The 20,238-nt window shown below is 71.3% G+C and carries 19 protein-coding genes; 12 read left to right on the forward strand and 7 right to left on the reverse strand.

Going from position 1 to position 20,238, the window contains the following annotated elements; genetic code table 11:
* Nucleotides 1–2: 2 nt before the first annotated feature.
* From kduI to ASG23_RS00595, 3 genes are all read left to right on the forward strand, one after another.
* On the forward strand, nt 3–833 hold the full coding sequence (gene kduI / locus ASG23_RS00585) for a 5-dehydro-4-deoxy-D-glucuronate isomerase (protein ID WP_056018650.1): 831 nt from the start codon (nt 3–5) through the stop codon (nt 831–833).
* 19 nt (nt 834–852) lie between these two features.
* Nucleotides 853–1,644, forward strand: a complete 792-nt coding sequence (locus ASG23_RS00590; RefSeq protein WP_056018652.1) for an IclR family transcriptional regulator — start codon at nt 853–855, stop codon at nt 1,642–1,644.
* 88 nt (nt 1,645–1,732) lie between these two features.
* Nucleotides 1,733–2,521 carry an SDR family oxidoreductase gene (locus tag ASG23_RS00595; RefSeq protein WP_056018655.1) on the forward strand — a complete coding sequence of 263 codons (789 nt, stop codon included), beginning with the start codon at nt 1,733–1,735 and terminating at the stop codon, nt 2,519–2,521.
* Between the two features lie 2 nt (nt 2,522–2,523).
* On the opposite strand, the gene ASG23_RS00600 is transcribed toward ASG23_RS00595, so the two are convergent.
* Complete coding sequence (locus ASG23_RS00600; protein ID WP_056018658.1) at nt 2,524–3,093, reverse strand: TetR/AcrR family transcriptional regulator; 570 nt, start codon at nt 3,091–3,093, stop codon at nt 2,524–2,526.
* 65 nt (nt 3,094–3,158) lie between these two features.
* Here ASG23_RS00600 and ASG23_RS00605 point away from each other — a divergent pair, with 65 nt between their 5' ends.
* Nucleotides 3,159–3,623 (forward strand): LIC_13387 family protein, encoded by a 465-nt coding sequence (locus tag ASG23_RS00605; RefSeq protein ID WP_056018661.1) that lies wholly within the window; start codon nt 3,159–3,161, stop codon nt 3,621–3,623.
* Nucleotides 3,624–3,654: 31 nt separating this feature from the next.
* Here ASG23_RS00605 and ASG23_RS00610 read toward each other — a convergent pair whose 3' ends face one another.
* Complete coding sequence (locus ASG23_RS00610; protein WP_056020501.1) at nt 3,655–5,109, reverse strand: helix-turn-helix transcriptional regulator; 1,455 nt, start codon at nt 5,107–5,109, stop codon at nt 3,655–3,657.
* Between the two features lie 151 nt (nt 5,110–5,260).
* Here ASG23_RS00610 and aceA point away from each other — a divergent pair, with 151 nt between their 5' ends.
* From aceA to ASG23_RS00635, 5 genes are all read left to right on the forward strand, one after another.
* Nucleotides 5,261–6,559, forward strand: a complete 1,299-nt coding sequence (gene aceA / locus ASG23_RS00615) for an isocitrate lyase (RefSeq protein WP_082515770.1) — start codon at nt 5,261–5,263, stop codon at nt 6,557–6,559.
* A gap of 112 nt (nt 6,560–6,671) precedes the next feature.
* On the forward strand, nt 6,672–8,315 hold the full coding sequence (gene aceB / locus ASG23_RS00620; RefSeq protein ID WP_056018667.1) for a malate synthase A: 1,644 nt from the start codon (nt 6,672–6,674) through the stop codon (nt 8,313–8,315).
* Nucleotides 8,316–8,426: 111 nt separating this feature from the next.
* Nucleotides 8,427–9,206, forward strand: a complete 780-nt coding sequence (locus ASG23_RS00625; protein WP_056018670.1) for an SDR family oxidoreductase — start codon at nt 8,427–8,429, stop codon at nt 9,204–9,206.
* Between the two features lie 321 nt (nt 9,207–9,527).
* A complete protein-coding gene (gene map, locus ASG23_RS00630; RefSeq protein WP_082515625.1) occupies nt 9,528–10,292 on the forward strand; it encodes a type I methionyl aminopeptidase in 765 nt (254 codons plus the stop codon).
* A gap of 178 nt (nt 10,293–10,470) precedes the next feature.
* Entirely contained in the window at nt 10,471–11,988 is a 1,518-nt protein-coding gene (locus ASG23_RS00635; protein ID WP_056018673.1) for a CoA-acylating methylmalonate-semialdehyde dehydrogenase, read from the forward strand.
* A gap of 56 nt (nt 11,989–12,044) precedes the next feature.
* On the opposite strand, the gene ASG23_RS00640 is transcribed toward ASG23_RS00635, so the two are convergent.
* From ASG23_RS00640 to ASG23_RS00655, 4 genes are all read right to left on the reverse strand, one after another.
* Nucleotides 12,045–12,863 (reverse strand): ABC transporter permease, encoded by an 819-nt coding sequence (locus tag ASG23_RS00640; RefSeq protein WP_056020507.1) that lies wholly within the window; start codon nt 12,861–12,863, stop codon nt 12,045–12,047.
* Entirely contained in the window at nt 12,860–13,867 is a 1,008-nt protein-coding gene (locus ASG23_RS00645; RefSeq protein ID WP_056018677.1) for an ABC transporter ATP-binding protein, read from the reverse strand. The genes ASG23_RS00640 and ASG23_RS00645 overlap by 4 nt, the downstream gene beginning before the upstream one ends.
* A gap of 173 nt (nt 13,868–14,040) precedes the next feature.
* Nucleotides 14,041–14,703, reverse strand: coding sequence for a PadR family transcriptional regulator (locus ASG23_RS00650; protein WP_056018680.1), 663 nt, complete (start codon nt 14,701–14,703; stop codon nt 14,041–14,043).
* Between the two features lie 113 nt (nt 14,704–14,816).
* Nucleotides 14,817–15,743, reverse strand: a complete 927-nt coding sequence (locus ASG23_RS00655) for an NADP-dependent oxidoreductase (protein ID WP_056018684.1) — start codon at nt 15,741–15,743, stop codon at nt 14,817–14,819.
* Between the two features lie 141 nt (nt 15,744–15,884).
* On the opposite strand from ASG23_RS00655, the gene ASG23_RS00660 reads away from it, so the two are divergent.
* Genes ASG23_RS00660 through ASG23_RS00670 form a run of 3 tightly spaced genes read left to right on the forward strand, consistent with a single transcriptional unit; the run spans nt 15,885 to nt 19,208 of the window.
* Complete coding sequence (locus ASG23_RS00660; protein WP_056018691.1) at nt 15,885–18,209, forward strand: esterase-like activity of phytase family protein; 2,325 nt, start codon at nt 15,885–15,887, stop codon at nt 18,207–18,209.
* Between the two features lie 44 nt (nt 18,210–18,253).
* A complete protein-coding gene (locus ASG23_RS00665) occupies nt 18,254–18,718 on the forward strand; it encodes a low molecular weight protein-tyrosine-phosphatase (protein ID WP_056020510.1) in 465 nt (154 codons plus the stop codon).
* A gap of 7 nt (nt 18,719–18,725) precedes the next feature.
* Nucleotides 18,726–19,208, forward strand: coding sequence for a glutathione peroxidase (locus ASG23_RS00670; RefSeq protein WP_056018693.1), 483 nt, complete (start codon nt 18,726–18,728; stop codon nt 19,206–19,208).
* Here the strand turns inward: ASG23_RS00670 and ASG23_RS00675 are convergent.
* On the reverse strand, nt 19,205–20,197 hold the full coding sequence (locus ASG23_RS00675; protein ID WP_056018697.1) for a magnesium and cobalt transport protein CorA: 993 nt from the start codon (nt 20,195–20,197) through the stop codon (nt 19,205–19,207). The two genes, ASG23_RS00670 and ASG23_RS00675, sit on opposite strands and share 4 nt — an antisense overlap.
* Nucleotides 20,198–20,238 lie beyond the last annotated feature (41 nt).

Consider the following 20,238-nt stretch of genomic DNA (forward strand, 5'->3'; position numbering starts at 1 on the left):
AGATGGAACAGCGGTACGCCACGAGCCCCGAGCACGTTCCCGCCATGGACACCGCCGAGCTCCGCCGCCGGTACCTCGTCCAGGACCTCTTCGTCGACGACGACGTGGCGTCGGTCTACACGCACCACGACCGGGTCGTCCTCCTGGGGGCCACCCCGGTCACGGGACCGATCTCGTTGCCGACGTTCCCGGAGCTCCGCTCCGAGTTCTTCTTCGAGCACCGGGAGGCCGGGATCGTCAACGTCGGCGGCCACGGCACGGTCTCGGTCGTCGGCACCGAGCACGCCCTGAGCCACGGGTCCTGCCTGTACATCGGCCGGGGCGCCCGCGACGTGGTGCTCACGTCGACCGACGGGGCGGAACCCGCCCGCTTCTACCTGGTCTCGGCACCCGCGCACACGGCGTACCCGACGACGCTGGTCGAGGCCGGCGGCGGGATCGTCCGTGAGCTGGGCGATCCGCTGACGTCGAACCGACGGACGCTGAACCAGTACATCCACGAGAACGGGGTGCTCAGCTGCCAGATCGTCATGGGCGTCACCACCCTGCACCCGGGCAGCATGTGGAACACCATGCCCGCGCACACCCACGACCGACGCACCGAGGCCTACCTCTATTTCGACATGGCGCCCGAGGCGAGGATCATCCATCTCATGGGACACCCCTCGGAGACGCGGCACCTGATCGTCGCCGACCAGCAGGCCATCATCTCGCCCAGCTGGTCGGTGCACTCCGGTGTGGGCTCCGCCAGCTACAGCTTCGTGTGGGCGATGGCCGGCGAGAACCAGTCATTCGACGACATGGATGGCTTCGCCATCGCAGACATGCGCTGAGGCGGACAGGATGACGACCATGGCGACGGACCAGACCGAACCTCAGACGTCGACGGCTGCGGCTGCCTCGTCGGCCAGCGCGAGCGAGAAGACCCTCCTCGTGCTCGAGGCCGCCCTCGACCACCCGCGCTTCAGCGACGTGGTCGAGGCGACCGGTCTGGCGAAGGCCACGACGCACCGCATCCTGACCACGCTCGCCGACTCCGGCTTCATCACCGTCTCGCAGGACGGCACGTACCTGCCGGGACCGAAGATCCTGTCGCTGGCCGGCCGGGCGCTGCGGCGGATCGACATCTCCGCGATCGCGCAACCGTTCGTCGACGACCTCGTCGACGTCGTGCACTGCACGGTCCACGTCGGTGTCGTCAACGGCGACGAGATCGTCTACCTGATCCGCGCCGACTCGGACAAGCCGTATCAGATGCCCTCGCGCGTCGGCCACGCCATCCCGCTCCACACGTCGGGGATCGGCAAGGCCATCCTGAGCGACTTCACGGACGACGGTCTGGAGCGCCTCGTCGCCCGGGCGGGTCTGCCACGGCGGACGGACCACACGATCACGACGCTCGAGCGGTTGCGCGCCGAGATCGAGGACGTCCGACGTCTCGGCTACGCGCTCGACCGTGAGGAGAACGTGCCCGGCGTCGCGTGCGTCGCGGCGCCGATCCGGGACCACACCGGGGCGGCCCGGTACGGACTCAGCATCTCCACGCTCACCCTCGAGCACACCCTCGAGCAGGTCGAGGCGATGTCGGGCCTGGCGATCGAGACGGCGGACAAGATCTCGGCAGCCCTCGGCTACGAGGCCTGACCTCCCGCAGCACTGACCGCACAAACCCTGCACGGCGGACGCCGTGCGGCGGACGAGCACGCCCGAAGCCACGAGAGAGCACCGACCCATGACCCTTGCGCCCACGCCCGCCTCCTACGTCGAGAGCCTTTTCAGCCTCGAGGGGAAGCTCGCCGTCGTCACCGGTGCGAGCAGAGGAATCGGGCTGGCCATCGTCGAGTCACTGGCCTCGGCCGGCGCGGACATCATCGCCGTGAGCGCCGGGATGCCCCCGGGCGACGGTCCGGCCCGCACCGCCGTCGAGTCGCTGGGCCGAGCGTTCACACCGATGTCGGCGGACCTCTCCGACCGGTCCCGGGTTGCCGAGCTGGCCGCGGAGCTGGCGACGCGCCCCGTCGACATCCTGGTGAACAACGCCGGCATGATCCGTCGCACGCCCGCGTCCGAGCACTCCGACGAGGACTTCGACCACGTGCTGGGCGTCAACCTGCGCGCCACGTTCACACTGTCCCGGGAGATCGGCCGCGGCATGCTCGAGCGGCGCAGCGGCAAGATCGTGAACACCGCGTCGATGCTCAGCTTCCAGGGCGGGATCAACGTGCCGGGGTACACGGCGTCCAAGTCGGCCGTCGCCGGGCTGACCAAGGCGCTGGCCAACGAGTGGGCGGACCGCGGCGTCAACGTCAACGCCGTCGCTCCCGGCTACGTCGCGACGGCGAACACCCATGACCTGCGGCTTGACGCCGAGCGCAGCGACGCCATCCTCGCCCGCATCCCCGCTGCCCGCTGGGCCGAGCCGAGCGACATCGCCGGCGCGGTCCTGTTCTTGTGCTCCCGCGCCGCCGACTACGTCCACGGCGCGGTCCTGCCCGTCGACGGCGGGTGGTTGGCCCGCTGACCTCACCCGAGGGCGGCCCGGACGAGGGTCAGCGCGAGCACGCGCAGGTCGGCGCGTGACATGCGCCGCTCGGCCGGACCGGTCAGCTGGTCCAGCACGACGCCGTCGACGCAGCCGACGAACCAGACGGCGGTCGACGCCGGCTCGGCGCAGCCTTGCGTCTCCAGCACGGCGGCCATCGCGGCCCGAACCTGTTCTCCCGCCCCGTGCAGCTGCGCCGCGAGCTCGGGCCGTCGGCGCGAGTGCAGGAGCAGCTCGAACCGCGCGAGCTGGCGGTCCGCGTCGACGGTGATCCACTGCCACATCAGGTCGGCGCCCAGGTCCGCCAGCTCGTCGGCGGTCACCCGGCGTTCTCCGATGCCGCCGGTCGTCAGCGCGAGCAGGTCGAGCTCGACGAGGCGGCGGACGCACGCGGACACGAGCTCGTCGCGCGTGCGGAAGTAGTAGCTGGTCGAGCCGAGCGGGACCCCAGCTTCCGCGTCGACGGCGCGGTGGGTCAGGCCACGAAGCCCGTCCTGGGCGATGAGTCGCAGCCCGGCGTCGCTGAGAGCGGACTGACGGTCGGTTGACATCTGGCGACTCTACATACGTAGAGTCCTCTACGTATGTAGAGGTTCCCGACGGAGGAGGCGCGACGATGACCGTGCAGACCACAGCGACCCGCGTCGGCGGGTGGGCCTTCCTGCTGACCGGGGCGGGTCACCTGGGCCTGGCCAACCTCCTGCCGCCGTCCACGGGTGACCTGGCTGTCGTGGAGCGGCAGATAGAAGAGGTGCGCTTCCCGATGACCCCGAGCCACAGCATGGCCGACCTCATGGAGGGGTTCAGCGTCACGATGTCCCTCCTGCTGATCGCCTGGGGCGTGTCCGTCCTGCTCATGACGCGTCACGACCGGACCCCGGAGCGGGCGCAGCTCGTCGTCGCCCTCGTGCTGTCCCTGGCGCTGCTGGTCACCGCGGTGCTGCTCCTGCCCGCTCCGCCGATCGTGCTCATGGCCGTCGCGTCCGTGGCGTTCGCCGTCGCGCTGAGCGCACCGTCCCGACGGTCCACGCTGACGAGCGCACGCTCCAGAACTGCTCCGACGCTTTCCCACGGGAGCTAGCGGGTTTGTGAGAACTGACCCGCGGGGGACCTCAGCCTTCCGTCGGCGCGTGCCGGTCCAGGAACCGGTAGACCTCCGTGGTGTCCACCCCAGGGAACACCCCGACGGGCAGCGCGGCGAGCAGCGACGCGTGCGGGCGGGCGCTGGGCCAGGACTTGTCGGACCAGCGCTCGGCCAGCTCGGCCGGGGGCTGGCGGCAGCACATCGGGTCGGGGCACTTCGATGCCGCGCGCTCGGTGGTCTCGCGCCCGCGGAACCAGCGGACGTGCGCGAACGGCACCCCGACGGACACGGAGAAGGCGCCCTGCGACGACGGCTGCACGCGGGACGTGCACCAGTACGTGCCCGACGACGTGTCGGTGTACTGGTAGTACGGCGTGAACCGGTCGGGCAGCGTGAAGACCACGCGGGCGGTCCACTGCCGGCAGACGGGTTGCCCCTCGATGGCGCCGAGCGGGTCCGCAGGGAACTTCACGCCGTCGTTCTCGTAGGCCTTGTGCAGGGTGCCGCCCTCATGGACCTTCATGAAGTGCACGGGGATGCCCAGGTGGCGCGTCGCCAGGTTGGTGAACCGGTGGGCGGCCGTCTCGTAGGGCACGGCGAAGGCGTCGCGAAGGTCCTCCACGGACAGCCGGCGCTCGGCCTTCGCCTCCTGCAGGAACGGCACGGCGCCGTCCTCGGGCAGCATCAGAGCGGCGGCCAGGTAGTTGGCCTCGACGCGCTGGCGCAGGAAGTCGCCGTAGTCCTTCGGTTCCGCGTGGCCGAGCACGTGGCTGGCGATGGCCTGGAGCAGGGGTGAGCGGGCGTCGCTGGCGCCGGGATTGCCCTGGGGCAGGTAGATGCGACCGTGGGCGAGGTCGGTGACCGAGCGCGTCGAGTGCGGCAGGTCGGGCACGTAGTGCAGGCCGAAGCCCAGGTGGGCGGCGATGTCAGCGGTCGCGCGCTGTGACAGCGGGCCGCCGGGGTGGTCGATCGCGGCGAGCAGCGTCCGGGCGTGCGCCTCGAGCTCGGGGAAGTAGTTGTCCTGGGCGCGCATCCGGATCCGGAGCTCGGCATTCGCGCGGCGCGCCTCCTCGGGGGTCGCGGCGTTCTCCATGAGCAGGCGCTGGATCTCGGCCTGCAGGCGGACGAGGGCCTCGAGCGCATCGGCGGGCAGGGACCGACCGACCTTCACCGGTGAGACGCCCAGGCTCGCGAAGAGCGGACCTCGCTGCGCGCGCTCGAGCTCGACCTCCAGGGCGGCCCGTCGGGTCGGCGGCTCCGTGCGGAGCAGCTCGCTGAGCGGGACGTCGAGGGCCTCCGCCACCTGCGCCAGGAGCGAGAGCTTGGGCTCGCGGTGACCGTTCTCCAGCATCGAGACCTGGGAGGGTGCGCGGCCGATGGCCGCACCGAGGTCGTCGAGCGTCATGTTCCGGCCCGTGCGCAGGTGCCGGATCCGTCGTCCCAGCACGAGCGTGTCGAGGCCGCCGTTGGCCGTCGTCGTCATGCCGTCCACCCTCGCCCGAGCCTGGGCTTCTGTCCAGGAGAAGGATCGCCGATCTTCTGCGCACTTCGCCAGGGAAGAACGACGGAACACCAGGGAACGTGGAGGTCAGGCCGAGGGGCCGAGAAGAACGCGTCAAATGACGGAGGACACGATGAGCACGTACAGGCACGGCGACCAGACCGAGACCGCGGCTGAGCTCGCGACGAGCTGGGACCTCGACGCGCGCTGGGCCGGCATCCGCCGCACCCACACCGCCGAGGACGTCGTCGCGCTCCGGGGGTCGGTCCGCGAGGAGAGCACGCTCGCCCAGCGCGGAGCCGACCGGCTCTGGCAGCTCCTACACTCGCGCACCCTGCTGCCGGCGCTGGGGGCGCTGACCGGCAACCAGGCCGTGCAGCAGGTCCGCGCGGGGCTCGAGGCGATCTACCTGTCCGGATGGCAGGTCGCCGCCGACGCCAACCTGTCCGGCCAGACCTACCCCGACCAGTCGCTGTACCCGGTGAACTCCGTGCCCGCGGTGGTCCGTCGGATCAACAACGCGCTCCTGCGCGCCGACCAGATCGAGTTCGCGGAGACCGGTCGCCGCTCCCGGGAGTGGCTGGCGCCGATCGTCGCCGACGCCGAGGCCGGCTTCGGTGGACCGCTGAACGCCTACGAGCTCATGCACTCGATGATCGCCGCGGGCGCGGCCGGCGTGCACTGGGAGGACCAGCTCGCCGCCGAGAAGAAGTGCGGCCACCTGGGCGGCAAGGTGCTCGTCCCGACGTCGCAGCACGTGCGGACGCTCTCCGCGGCGCGGCTCGCGGCCGACGTCGCCGGGGTGCCGACGGTCATCGTCGCCCGCACCGACGCGCTCGGCGCCGACCTGCTGACCAGCGACATCGACCCGCGTGACGAGCCGTTCCTCACCGGGGAGCGGACCCCCGAGGGGTACTACCGGGTGCGCCCGGGCCTCGACCCCGTCGTCGCCCGCGCCGAGGCGTACGCGCCGCACTCCGACCTCATCTGGGTGGAGACGTCGACCCCCGACGTCGCTGCCGCGATCGAGTTCGCGGAGCGGATCCACGACAGGTTCCCCGGCAAGCTGCTCGCCTACAACTGCTCGCCGTCGTTCCACTGGCGCTCGCAGCTGGACGACCTGCAGATCGCGCGGTTCCAGCGGGAGCTGGCCGGCCACGGGTACGTGTTCCAGTTCATCACCCTGGCCGGGTTCCACGCCCTCAACCACTCGATGTTCGACCTCGCCCGCGGCTACGCCGAGCGCGGCATGAGCGCGTACGTCGAGCTGCAGGAGGCCGAGATCGCCTCCGAGTCCGACGGCTACACCGCCACACGTCACCAGCGTGAGGTCGGCACCGGCTACTTCGACCGCGTCGCCACCGCGATCAGCCCGGACAGCGCCACCCTCGCGCTCGCGGGCTCGACCGAGACGGCCCAGTTCACCCACTGACCATCCTCGCCCCGCACGCAAGGTCGTGAATCTCCGACGAGATCGTCAGCTGCAACTGACTACCTCGTCGGAACCTCACGATCTCGCGGCCCATCCACCAGGAGCACTCGCCATGACCATTACCATCACCCCGCCGACCACCCGACCTCGTCTCGCGATCACCGGACCTGCCGTGCCCGGTGCGACCGAGATCCTCACGTCCGAGGCCATGGACTTCCTCACCGACCTGCACGTCCGGTTCTCCGGTCGGCGGCACGACCTGCTGCTCGGCCGCCAGCACCGCCGGACGCGGTTCTCCAACGGCGCCGACCCCGACTTCCAGCCGCTGACGGCAGGCATCCGGGCGGACCCGGGCTGGCGGGTTGCCGGGCCGGGACCGGGCCTGGAGGACCGCCGCGTCGAGATCACCGGCCCCACCGACCGCAAGATGACGATCAACGCGCTGAACAGCGGCGCCAAGGTCTGGCTCGCGGACATGGAGGACGCCACCAGCCCGACGTGGACCAACGTCATCGGCGGGCAGCACAGCCTGTTCGACGCCATCCGCGGGCAGATCGACTTCACGTCGGCCGAGGGCAAGGAGTACCGCGTCGGGACGACGACCCCGACGATCGTGTTCCGACCGCGCGGCTGGCACCTGACAGAGAAGCACCTCGAGTTCACGGACCGCGCCGGCCAGCTCTGCGCGGCCTCCGCGAGCCTCGTCGACGCCGGTCTGTACCTGTTCCACAACGCCCACGCCCTCATCGACTCCGGCCGCGGCCCGTACCTCTACCTGCCCAAGCTGGAGGGCCACCTGGAGGCGCGCCTCTGGGACGAGATCTTCCGGTTCACCGAGACGTACCTGGGCCTGCGGTACGGCACCATCCGCGCGACCGTGCTCATCGAGACCATCACGGCCGCCTTCGAGATGGAGGAGATCCTCTACGAGCTGCGCGACCACTGCGCCGGCCTGAACGCCGGCCGCTGGGACTACATCTTCAGCGTCATCAAGAACTTCCGCGCTCGCGGACCCCGGTTCGTCCTGCCGGACCGCAGCAGCGTCACGATGACGGTCCCCTTCATGAAGGCGTACACCGAGCTGCTCGTCGCCACCTGCCACAAGCGGGGCGCCCAGGCCATCGGCGGCATGAGCGCGTTCATCCCCGACCGCCGCGACCCGGAGGTCACCGCCGCTGCGCTCGCGCAGGTGAGAGCCGACAAGCAGCGGGAGGCCGGACAGGGGTACGACGGCACCTGGGTGGCTCACCCCGACCTCGTGCCGGTCGCCCGCGAGGTGTTCGACGAGGCCCTCGGCGACCGCGTCGACCAGCGTCACCGCCGCCGGGAGGACGTGCACGTCACCGCCGCGGACCTGCTGGACATCCCGTCGGCCGGTGGCGGCGAGCCCGGGGCCGTCACCGACGGCGGGCTGCGCGGCAACGTGTCGGTGGGGGTCCGCTACCTCGAGGCCTGGCTGCGCGGCATCGGCGCGGTGGCCATCGACCACCTCATGGAGGATGCCGCCACGGCCGAGATCTCGCGGTCGCAGGTCTGGCAGTGGGTGCACCAGGAGGTCGTCACCGCCGAGGGCACCCGGATCGACGCCGCGCGGGTCGAGCAGGTGCTGAAGGAGGTGCTGGCCGACCTCCCGCGCACCGGGGGCGACCGGTACGACGACGCGGCGGACCTGTTCCGACAGGTCGCGCTGGCGGAGGACTTCCCGACGTTCCTCACCGTGCCTGCCTATACGCAGTACCTGGTCGAGCACGCCTGACCGACGTGGCCCGGGCCGCCGATCCGACCCGGGCCACGTCGTCCCCCAACGGCGAACAGGTGGCGTGCGCGGTCTCGTCGGGACCCCGAGGCGTACGCCAGGATGGCGGGCATGGTTGACGACGAACGCCCCGTGCTGGTGACCGGCGGGACCGGCACTCTTGGTCGCGCCCTCGTGCACACGCTCCTCGACGCCGGCCGAGCGGTGCGGGTGCTCAGCCGTCGCGAACGTTCACCGGCGGCCCCGGCCGAGGCGGACTGGGTGTTCGGCAACCTGCTCACCGGCGCCGGGCTGGCCGAGGCGGTGACCGGCGTGAGCGCGGTCGTGCACTGCGCCAGCGATCCACGCCGACCCGACGACGACCTCGACGCCGCGGTGCAGCTCCTGCTCGCCGCCCGCGCGGCTGCAGCACCGCACCTGGTCAACGTCTCGATCGTCGGCGTCGACCGCGTCCCGTACCCGTACTTCAAGGCCAAGCACCGGGTCGAGGAGATCGTCGAGGACGGCGGCGTGCCGTGGACGATCCTGCGTGCGACGCACTTCCATGACTGGGTCGCGACGATGCTGGACAAGCTCTCGCGGGGACCGGTGGCCGTGGCGCCGGCGGGGATGAGCGCCCAGCCGGTCGACGTCCGCGAGGTCGCCTCCCGGCTGGTCCAGCTGGTCGTCGAAGGGCCGTCGGGTCGGGTCGACGACCTGGGCGGCCCGCAGGTCCTCACCACCACCGAGCTCATGCGCACGTACCTCGCGGCGACCGGTCGACGCCGACCCGTGTGGGCCGTGCCGGTCCCCGGCCCGCTGAGCGGGTTCCGCCACGGGAACCACCTGACACCCGAGCATGCGACAGGGCGGCTGACCTTCGCGGAGTGGGTGCAGTCGCGGTCGCGGTGAGGATGTTCGCCACCCGGAAAACCCCTTGGCGCCAGGAGCCAAGCGGACGTACCTTCGTCGGACACGGGAAGGAGGTGGTCCAGGACATGTTCTATTCCAGGACGCGTGAGGTGACTGTCCGCTAGTCGCCGGAAAGCACTCGGACGGATTGCACACACGATCCGCCCGCAGGCCCACCCGGACCGGCGAGCGAATCCATGGCAGTCACCGCAGCCCGTGGGAGCCGCGACCTCGTCCTTCGCGGCAGGGCCTCCTCGGAGGTCCGGCCCACGGGCTGTTGCCTGCCCATTGCGTGGCAGGTTCTCGTGACAGGGTGGGACCGTGGCCCTCAAGAACCCCTCTCAGATCACCCAGATGCGCCCCGCCGGGAAGTTCGTCGCGGGCGTGCTCTCGTCCTTGCGTGACGTCGCCCGCGAGGGGATGACGCTCAAGCACCTGGACACCCACGCGCACCAGATGATCGACGCGGCCGGCGCGCACTCCGTCTACCTGGGCTACCACCCGTCGTTCGGCGCGATGCCGTACCCGGGCGTGCTGTGCACCTCCGTGAACGACGCCGCCCTGCACGGCCTGCCGTCCGACTACGTGCTAGCGGACGGTGACGTGCTCAGCATCGACTTCGCCGCGCAGGTGCAGGGGTGGGTGGCCGACTCAGCGCTGACCTTCCAGATCGGCACGCAGTCGCCTGCGGTCACCGCGCTCATCGAGACCACCGAGCGCGCTCTGGCGGCCGGCATCGCCGCGGCCCGTCCGGGCGCCCGGATGGGTGACATCTCCTCGGCCATCGGCACCGTCGGGCGCGCCGGCGGGTACGGGATCAACGCCGACTTCGGGGGCCACGGCGTCGGCCGGACCATGCACGAGGACCCGCACGTCCCCAACCTCGGCCGCCCCGGCACCGGGCTGAAGCTGAAGACCGGCCTGGTCATCGCCATTGAGCCGTGGTTCATGGCGGGCGGCGACGAGTACACGATCGACGACGACGGCTGGACCATCCGCACGGCCGACGGCTCGCTGGCCGCGCACGCGGAGCACACGGTCGCGATCACCCCGGACGGCCCGCTGGTGCTGACGGCCCGCGACTGACCGAACGTCTCCATCACGCAACGTCCGCAGATTCGAGCGTCCCCACGACCGAATCTGCGGACGTTGCGGAGGTGGGTGGAAGACGTCCGCACGTTCGAGCGTTGGCTGTTCTTGACGGCGGACTTAGATTGGCTCGATCCGGCAATGCCGTCGGATCCCGCACGAAAGAGGGCCTCTGATGTCCGCGCTCGTCGACACCGCTCCGCTCATCGGTCACGTCGTCGGGGGGCAGGTGACGACGCCCGAGGGGTCGCGGACGCAGGACGTGTTCGATCCGGCGACCGGGCAGGTGACCGGCCGGGTGCTCCTCGCCGAGCAGGCGGACGTCGATGCCGCGGTGGCGGCGGCGGTGACAGCAGCGGAGAGCTGGTCGCAGGAGCCCGTCGCCAAGCGGACCGCGGTGCTGTTCGCGCTGCGCGAGCAGATCGTCCAACACACCGACGAGCTGGCCGCGATCATCACGGCCGAGCACGGCAAGGTGCTGGCGGACTCGCACGGGGAGATCGCCCGCGGGCTCGAGGTCATCGAGTACGCGTGCGGGATGCCGCAGCTGCTCAAGGGTGAGTACACCGACCAGGCGGCGACGGGCGTCGACGTGTTCTCGTTCCGGGAGCCGCTGGGCGTGGTCGCCGGCATCACCCCGTTCAACTTCCCGGCGATGGTTCCGCTGTGGATGGCGCCGATGGCGATCGCGACCGGCAACGCGTTCGTCCTCAAGCCGTCGGAGCGGGACCCGTCGGCGTCCCTGTTCCTGGCGAGGATGTGGAAGGCAGCCGGGCTTCCCGACGGGGTGTTCTCCGTGGTGCAGGGCGACCGTGTGGCCGTCGACGCGCTGCTCACCCACCCGGACATCGCCGCCGTGTCGTTCGTCGGGTCGACGCCGATCGCGCAGCACGTGCACGCCACCGCGACCGCCCACGGCAAGCGGGTGCAGGCCCTGGGCGGGGCGAAGAACCACGCGGTCGTGCTGGCCGATGCCGACCTGGACCTCGCGGCGACGCACCTGACCGGCGCGGCGTTCGGGGCGGCCGGCGAGCGGTGCATGGCGATCTCGGTCGCGGTCGTCGTCGACGAGGTCGCCGACGCGCTGCTCGAACGACTCACCGCCGCGGCGGAGAGGGTCCGCGTCGCGCCCGGGAACGATCCTTCGAGTGACATGGGGCCGGTCATCACGCGGGCGTCGCAGCTGCGCATCGAGGAGATCGTCACGGACGCGGTCGACAGCGGAGCGTCCGCACCCGTCGACGGTCGCGGGCACACGGTGGCCGGTCACGAGGACGGGTTCTTCGTCGGCCCCACCATCCTCGACGGCGTCACGACGGACATGCGCGCCTACGTCGAGGAGATCTTCGGGCCGGTGCTCGTGGTGGTCCGGGCGGCCGACCTGACCGACGCGATCGCGCTGGTCAACGACAACCCGTACGGCAACGGGACCGCGATCTTCACGTCCTCGGGCGACGCGGCGCGCACGTTCCAGCGGGCCGTGAACGTCGGGATGATCGGCATCAACGTCCCGATCCCGGTGCCGGTGGGGTGGCACTCGTTCGGCGGGTGGAAGAACTCGCTGTTCGGCGAGAGCCACATCTACGGCCCGGAGGCGGTCCGCTTCTACACGCGCGGCAAGGTGGTCACCAGCCGCTGGCCGGCCAGCCCGGCATCAGCCAAGTTCCACTTCGGCCGCACCACGTCCCACTGACGCCGCCGTCCGAGGAAGTGGCTGCCTGGCGACCACTTCCTCGGACGTTGCGGGTGTCACAGCGAGCGCTGGTACGTGTGCATCGCGCGCACCGACCACCATGCGACCAGCGACGCCAGCGCCAGCAGCAGGGCGCCGCGGGTGGCCACCACCGACCAGTCGACATCGGTGGACATGGCCGTGCGGGCGATCTCCGTCGCCCAGGTCAGCGGGTTGTAGCGGGCGACCGTCTGCACCCAGTCGGGCAGCAGGGTGACGGGCATGAGCGCGGTCGAGAGGAACGTCGCCGGAAGCACGACGATCGTCGAGATGCCGATGAGCGCGGTCTGGTCCCGGGCCAGCAGCGCGACGGCCGCCGACAGCGAGCAGAACGCGGCGGCGAGCACAAGCGACGCCGCGATCGCGACGGCCATGCCGCCGACGCCACCCGCGTAGTCCGCGCCGGCGAGGGCGCCGATGCCGATCACGCAGATGCCCTGGACCACGCAGATGAGCAGCTGCTGCACCAGCTGCCCGGCGACGAGCGACGACCGCGACACGGGCGACGTCAGCATCCGGTCCATGACGCCGGAGCGGATGTCGTCGATGAACCCCGTGCCCGCCCAGGCGCCCGAGTAGAGGACGGTCATCATGAGGATGCCGGGGACCAGGAACGTCAGGTAGTCGTCGGGCCCGAAGCCTGGCACCGAGCCGACCGACGAGAACACGTTCCCGAACAGGACCAGCCAGATGACGGGCTGGATGATCGCGACCCCGAGACCCCACGGCTGGCGCAGCGAGTCGACGGTCCAGCGACGGGTGACCTCAGAGGTCTGCGTGATCCACGAGGCGCGGGTGGGAGCGGCGACGGGGCGGGTCACGGTGAGCGTGCTCATCGAGCGACCTCCGTCGAGGCGAGGTCGGCCGAGGTCCACGAACGGCCGGCGTGCTGCAGGTAGACGTCGTCGAGGCTGGGACGGGAGACGGCGACGGCTCCGTGCCGCACGCCGGCCGCCTGCAGCGCTGCGATGGCGGTGCCCACCACGGCCGGGCCGTCGTCGGTCCTGGCGACGAGCCGGCCCGCGGGCCCCTCGACGTGCACGACGACGTCGCGCAGGGCGGTGATCGACGCGGCCACCGAGCGGACCAGCTCCACCGCAGGTTCGACCAGGTCCACGGTGAGGGTGTCTCCTTCGAGGGTGGCCTTGAGCGCCTCGGGGGACCCGGACGCGACGACCCGCCCGCGGTCGACGATGGTGAGCCCGTCGGCCAGGCGGTCCGCCTCCTCGAGGTAGTGGGTGGTCAGGACGACGGTCAGCGCGTCCTCGCCGGCCAGTCGCCGGATCTCCGCCCACATCGCCGAGCGTGCCTCGGGGTCGAGCCCGGTGGTCGGCTCGTCGAGGAACAGCACTCGGGGGGTGCCGACGAGGCCGAGCGCGACGTCGAGCTTGCGTCGGGTCCCACCGGAGAGCTTGCCCGCGCCGCGGTTGGCGGCCTCGGCGAGACCGAACCGGTCCACGAGCGCCGCGGCGCGATCGGCCGAGGCCGACCGGGAGAGCCCTCGCAGGCGGGCGGCCATGAGGAGGTTCTCCCGCGGGCTGAGCAGCGGGTCGGCGCCGGTCCCCTGGGAGACGTAGCCGATGGACCGGCGGACGGCGTCGGCCTCGAGGACGACGTCGTGGCCGCTCACCCGGGCGGCGCCCGAGGTAGCGCGGGCCAGCGTCGTGAGCACCTTCGTCGTCGTGGACTTGCCGGCGCCGTTGGGACCGAGCACGCCGTGCACGGTGCCCGCGGGAATGGTGAGCGTGAGGCCGTCGAGGGCCCGGACGTCCGGTCGGCCGCGGCCACCGGGGTAGGTCTTGACGAGGTCGATCGCTTCGACCACGGATGCTGTCGGCATGGTGCCGCCTTCTCGGTCGTGCCGTCCGTTCCTTCCGGCCAGGACGGCGGATGGTCCGACCGAGCTGCCACCTATGCTGATTCGTGCGGCGGATCGCGCAGGTGCCCTCACGGGTCCCGGTCGGTTCGTGGTGGTCGGCCCGGGTGTTCCAGCACCTGGGCCGACCTTCTTTCCTACGGTGGGCTCAGATACGGCGCGAGCGCCTCCGCAAGCTCCTCAGGGTCGAGACGGCCATGGGCGGCGGCGCGTGCGTGCAGATCGCGCCAGAGCTCGACGCCCTCGAACGAACCGTCCGCGATGCTCGTCACCAGGGTGGTGACGAAGGCGAGCTCGGCGCGGACGATCGCGGACTCGTACTCGCTCTCGAGCGAGAAGATCGCGGGGAGCCCCAGGGCCTTCGCGTCGGCGAGGGACGCCTCCAGACCCGCGACCTGCCGCTCGAGCGACGCCTGGCGCAGCCGGAGCAGCCGGACGACGTCGTCGGGACCCAGCAGCGGCAGGAACGACAGCGCGGCCTCGAACTGCGGGTACTCCTTGGCCGGCGTGCGGACCAGGTCGGTGAGCCAGTCGATGGCCTCGGTCGCGCCGGAGTCGGTGATCCGGTAGACGGTGCGCGTGGGGCGGTTGCCGTCGCGCTCCGTCGACGCCGCCTCGATCAGCCCGTGCTTCACCAGCGAGTCGACCACCGAGTACAGCGAGCCGAAGTTGAGCTTCACGGACTCGTCCTTGCGGCGCTCGCGCAGCGTCATCGACATCTCGTACGGGTGCATCGGGCGTTCCCAGAGCAGCGCCAGCACGGCGAGGGCCAGCGGGTTGCTGCGGCTGCGCGCTGCCACGGTCCCTCCTCGATCCCGAATGTTCTGGTTCGAATATATCTCGAGTATTACGCGTTTGCCAAGCAGAACGGCCCGCGTCCTCTCGACAGGACGCGGGCCGTGGGTGCGGACGGTCAGCTGACTCGGACGACGACCTTGCCGCGGACGTGGCCCGTCTGGCTCGCCTCGTGGGCGGCCGCCGCGTCTGCCAGCTCGAAGACCTCGGTGACGTCGACCGCCACCGTTCCGGCATCGAGCAGGGCGGTGAGGGCGTCGAGGTCGGCGGTGTCGGGGCGCACCCAGACGTAGTGGCCGCCCAGCTCGTCGCGCGCGGCGGCGTCGACGGTCGACGCGACGGTGCCACCGTCTGCCAGCAGTGCTCGCGAGGTCGCGACGAGGTCGTCGCCGCCGAAGTCGAGGATGACGTCGACGCCGTCCGGCGCGAGCGCGCGCACGCGGTCGACGAGGCCGTCGCCGTACTCCACGGGTTCCGCGCCCAGACCGCGCAGGTACTCGTGGTTGCGCGCCGACGCGGTGCCGATGACGCGGGCGCCGAGCGACCCGGCGATCTGGACGGCGAACGCGCCGACCCCGCCGGCCGCGGCCTGCACGAGGACGGTCTGCCCGTCCGTCACGCCGGCGCGCAGGATCGTCTGGTAGGCCGTCAGCCCGGCGAGCGGCACGGCTGCGGCCTCCTCGAAGGAGAGCGACGTGGGCTTGCGCGCGAGCGTGCGCACAGGGGCCGCGACGAGCTCGGCGAACGTGCCGCCCTGCACCCAGTCACGACGGACGTACCCGTAGACCTCGTCGCCGACCTGCAGCTCCGGGGTGTCCAGACCGACCCGCTCGACCACGCCGGCCACGTCCCAGCCCGGCACCACCGGGAACGTCACGTCCATGATCGCGTCGAGGTACCCGGCGCGGACCTTCCAGTCGACGGGGTTGACCGAGGCGGCGCGAACGCGGACCAGCACGCTGTCGGGGCCGACCTTCGGGGTGGGCTGCTCGGTGAGCTCGAGGACGTCGGAACCGCCGTAGCGGGAATAGGTGATTGCTCGCATGCCCCGGACAACCAGCAGGAGGCGTGAAGTGTTTCCGCAGTGGCAAACGTCACCTGGTGTCCGGTCGATGTTCACCTGGCGGCCCGGACTCGGACATCCGTCCTGGTCATCCTCGGTGCACACCGATCGAAGGGGACCTCGATGCCGCACGCCCGCCGCACCCTCGCTGCGCTGACCTGCACCGCCGTGCTCTGTGCGGGTCTGGGGGCGACCGCATCGACGGCGAGCCCCACATCGCGGCCGGACCGCCCGAACGAGACGTTCCATCGGCTCGCCACGTACCCGGTGTACCTGAATCGCCCAGCGGGCACCGCGGCGGCGGACCCGACCGTCGCCGAGATCTCGGCGGTGAGCGAGGACGGTCGGACGTTCATCCACACCGACGCGCTCGCGGGCCGGATCGGCTTCGTGGACATCACGGACCCGGCGCAGCCGCAGGGCCTCGGCACGCTGGACCTGGCCGCGGACCTCGGCGTCGGCGCGCACGCGGAGCCGACGTCGGTCGCCGTGGTCGGCGGCTACGTGCTGGTGGTCGTGGACACCTCGGAGAGCTTCACCTCGCCGTCCGGCCTGCTCGCGGTGGTCAACCTGACCACGCACGCGCTGGTCCGCACCCTCGACCTCGGGGGCCAGCCGGACTCCATCGCGCTCACGCCGGACAAGTCGCACGCCGCGATCGCCATCGAAAACCAGCGGGACGAGGACGCGACACCGGCCGGCGCGAAGAAGGGCGACCTGCCGCAGCTGCCCGGCGGCTTCCTGCAGCTGGTCGACCTACCCGGCGCCGACCCCGCGACCTGGACCACCCGGGCGGTGCCGTTCACCGCGGACGCGCTCGCCGGCCTGGACACCCCGCAGGACCCGGAGCCGGAGTACGTCGCGGTGAACCCGACCGGCACCACCGTCGCCGTGACGCTCCAGGAGAACAACGGCGTCGCTCTGGTGGACATCGCGTCGGGAACCGTGACGAGCGTCTTCAGCGCAGGCAGCGTCGCCGTGACCGGCATCGACACCGCGCAGGACGGGATCATCAACCAGACCGGCGCCATCCCCCTGGCCCCGCGTGAGCCCGACGCCATCGCCTGGCTGGACGCTACTCACCTGGCGACCGCGAACGAGGGTGACTGGAAGGGCGGCACCCGCGGGTGGACCGTCTTCGACACCACCGGTGCGGTCGTGTGGGACGCCGGTGCAGAGCTGGAGCGGCTGGCCGTGCGGACCGGCTTGCACTCCGAGTCCCGTGCGGGCAAGAAGGGCGTCGAGATCGAGGGCCTCGCGGTCGCGACGCTCGGCGGTCAGCGGTACGCGTTCGTCGGCTCCGAGCGGTCGAACCTCGTCGCCGTGTACGACGTGGACGACGCGGCGCACCCGCGGTTCGTCCAGGTGCTCGCCACGACCAACGGCCCGGAGGGCATCCTGCCGGTGCCGTCGCGCGACCTGCTGCTCGTCTCCAGCGAGACCGACGACGCCGCCGCCCTGGTCCGCTCGTCGGTGACCGTCTTCGGGCGCGGCAACGCGTACGCCAAGGAGGCCGGGACGCCGCAGTTCCCGAGCGTGGTCTCGGCCGACGACGCCGCGGGCAACCCGATCGGCTGGGGTGCGCTCGGCGCGCTGAGCGCGGACCCGACCGACAGGAAGCACCTGTGGACGGCGACCGACGCGGCGTACAGCACCGCACATCTACTGCGGCTCGACGTGTCCCGCACGCCGGCCGTCATCGACCGCGACGTCGTCGTGACGCAGGGGGGCACGCCGGCGTCGCTGGACATCGAAGGGGTATCCGCCCGTCGTCACGGCGGGTTCTGGATCGGCTCCGAGGGGGCCACGGGCGCCGCCAACGCGCTGGTCCGCACGGACGCGAGCGGGGCGGTGCAGCAGACCGTGCCGCTGCCCGCGGACGTCTCCGCCCGCCTGAGCAAGTGGGGCATCGAGGGTGTCGCTGCGAGCGAGGACGGGGAGGGCGAGCACGTCTGGGTCGCGCTGCAGCGTGGGCTGGCCGGCGAGGAGACCCACGCCCGGATCGGCCGCTACGACGTCGCGACCGGAGCGTGGGCCTGGTTCGGCTACCCGCTGGGCACCACGACGACGGCGGGCGACTGGATCGGGCTGTCGGAGATCACCGTCGTCGACCGCGACACGCTCGCCGTGATCGAACGCGACAAGCTCAACGGCCCGGACGCCAAGGTCAAGGCCGTCTACTCGGTCCAGATCCCGACCACGGACCCGGCGCAGGGCACGGTCGGCACGCTGACCAAGACGCTGGTCCGCGACCTCGTCACCGACCTGCGGGCCACGAACGGGTGGACGCAGGAAAAGCTCGAGGGCCTCACCATCGGCGGGGACGGTCAGGTCTACGCGGTGACCGACAACGACGGGCTCAAGGACGCCACCGGCGAGACGGTGCTCCTGCGGCTGGGCGACGCGTCGAAGGTGTTCACGGACAGCAAGCCCGGTCTGCGAAGGTGACCGCGGCAGGCGATCATGGCGGGGTGTCCAACCCCTACTCCGTCATGGTCGTCTGCACGGGCAACATATGCCGCTCCCCGATGGCCGAGATCGTGCTCCGGGAACGGTTCGCCGCCGCAGGCCTGGCCGACCAGGTGGTCGTCGACTCCACGGGCATCAGCGACGAGGAGCGCGGCAACCCGGTCGACCGTCGCGCGCGCTCCGTCCTGGTCGCCCGCGGCTACCCCACCGGCGACGGCCACCGGGCACGACAGGTCCGCCCCGACGACCAGCGCGACCTGGTCCTGGCGATGACGAACGCCCACGCCCGCGCGCTGCGAGGCCTGGATCCGGTGCTGTTCCGGTCCTTCGACCCGGACGCGTCCGGGGATCTCGACGTCGCCGACCCCTGGTACGGCGGTCCGCGGGACTTCGAGGTCTGCCTCGCGCAGATCGAGGCCGCTGCCGACGGCATCGTGGAGCACGTGCGCAACGATCTGGGGAATGCGCAGGTCACGCGTCATGGTTGACCGAGGCATGTCCCTCAACGAGATCCCGCTGACGACCCTGCACGGCGACGACACGACGTTCGGCGAGTACGCGGACAAGGTGAAGCTCGTCGTCAACGTCGCCTCCCGGTGCGGCCTGGCGCCGCAGTACGCGAAGCTCGAGGACCTGCAGAAGACCTACGGCGACCGCGGGTTCACGGTCCTCGGCTTCCCGAGCAACCAGTTCCTGCAGGAGCTCGGCTCCGAGGAGGCCATCGCTGAGTACTGCTCGACGACCTGGGGCGTGACGTTCCCGATGTTCGAGAAGACCAAGGTCAACGGCCGGTCGCAGCACCCGCTGTACGCGGAGCTCACCAAGACGCCGGACGCGTCCGGCAAGGCCGGCCGGGTCATCTGGAACTTCGAGAAGTTCGTCGTCACGCCCGACGGGTCCGTGCACCGGTTCCGGCCGACCACCGAGCCGGACGCCCCGGAGATCGTCGAGGTCATCGAGGGGGCCCTGGCCGGCTAGAGCCAGCGGTTGTGCCGGAACGCGCGGTGGAGGCCGAAGCAGACCACGCCGATCCCGGCCAGCACGACCCAGAAGCCGAACGGCGAGTGCATGGCCGGCAGGTAGTCGAAGTTCATGCCGTAGAGCCCCGCGATCGCGGTGGGCACCAGCGCGATCGCCGCCCACGCCGAGATCTTGCGCATGTCGGCGTTCTGCTGGACCGTCACGCGGTTCTGCTCGACGGTGACCTGAGCCAGGTCGGCCTGCAGGACGTTGGTGAGCAGCGCGTCGGCCGCCTCGATCAGCTCCGCGGCGCGCAGCGCGTGGTCCTGGACGTCGCGGAAGTACGGGCGTGCGTAGGTGGGGATGCAGGCCACCTGCTCCTCGGCGAGCCGGGTCAGCGGACCCACCAGCGGCACGACGGCGCGACGGAACTGCTGGACCTCGCGCTTGAGCTTGTAGATGCGCTCGGCGTGATCGTGACCGGCGTCGCCGAACACCTGGTCCTCGATCTCGTCGAGGTCCTCGTCGATCGCCGCTGTCACCTCGAGGTACTGGTCGACGGCCCGGTCAAGGATCCCGTGCAGCACCGCCGGCGGTCCGTGCAGCAGCATGTCGCGGTCCGCCTCGAGGCCGGCGCGCACCTGCGCGGGGATCGTCGTGTCGCCGTGGCGGACGACGATGACGAACCGGTCGCCCAGGAAGATGGCCAGCTCGCTGACCTCCACCACCTCGACGTGGTCCACGTAGTGCACAGGCTTGACCACCGCGAACGTCACACCGCCGTACTGCTCGAGCTTGGGCCGCTGGTGCGCGCGGATCGCGTCCTCGATGGCGAGCTGCGGCAGCTCGAAGCCTTCCGCGATCGCGTCGAACTCGTCCGCCGTCGGCTCGACGAGTCCGATCCAGACGAACCCGTCCTCCTTCTCGGCCTCGCGCAGGGCGACCCGGAGGTCGTCGAGGTGGTGGCGGCGCCGGCCGTCGGAGTAGAGCGCGCAGTCGACGATCACACGTCGAAGGCTAGACCGGGCGGCCCGGCGCGAGGTGCTCG

This window comes from Cellulomonas sp. Leaf395, assembly GCF_001424125.1.
Taxonomy (GTDB): Bacteria; Actinomycetota; Actinomycetes; order Actinomycetales; family Cellulomonadaceae; genus Cellulomonas.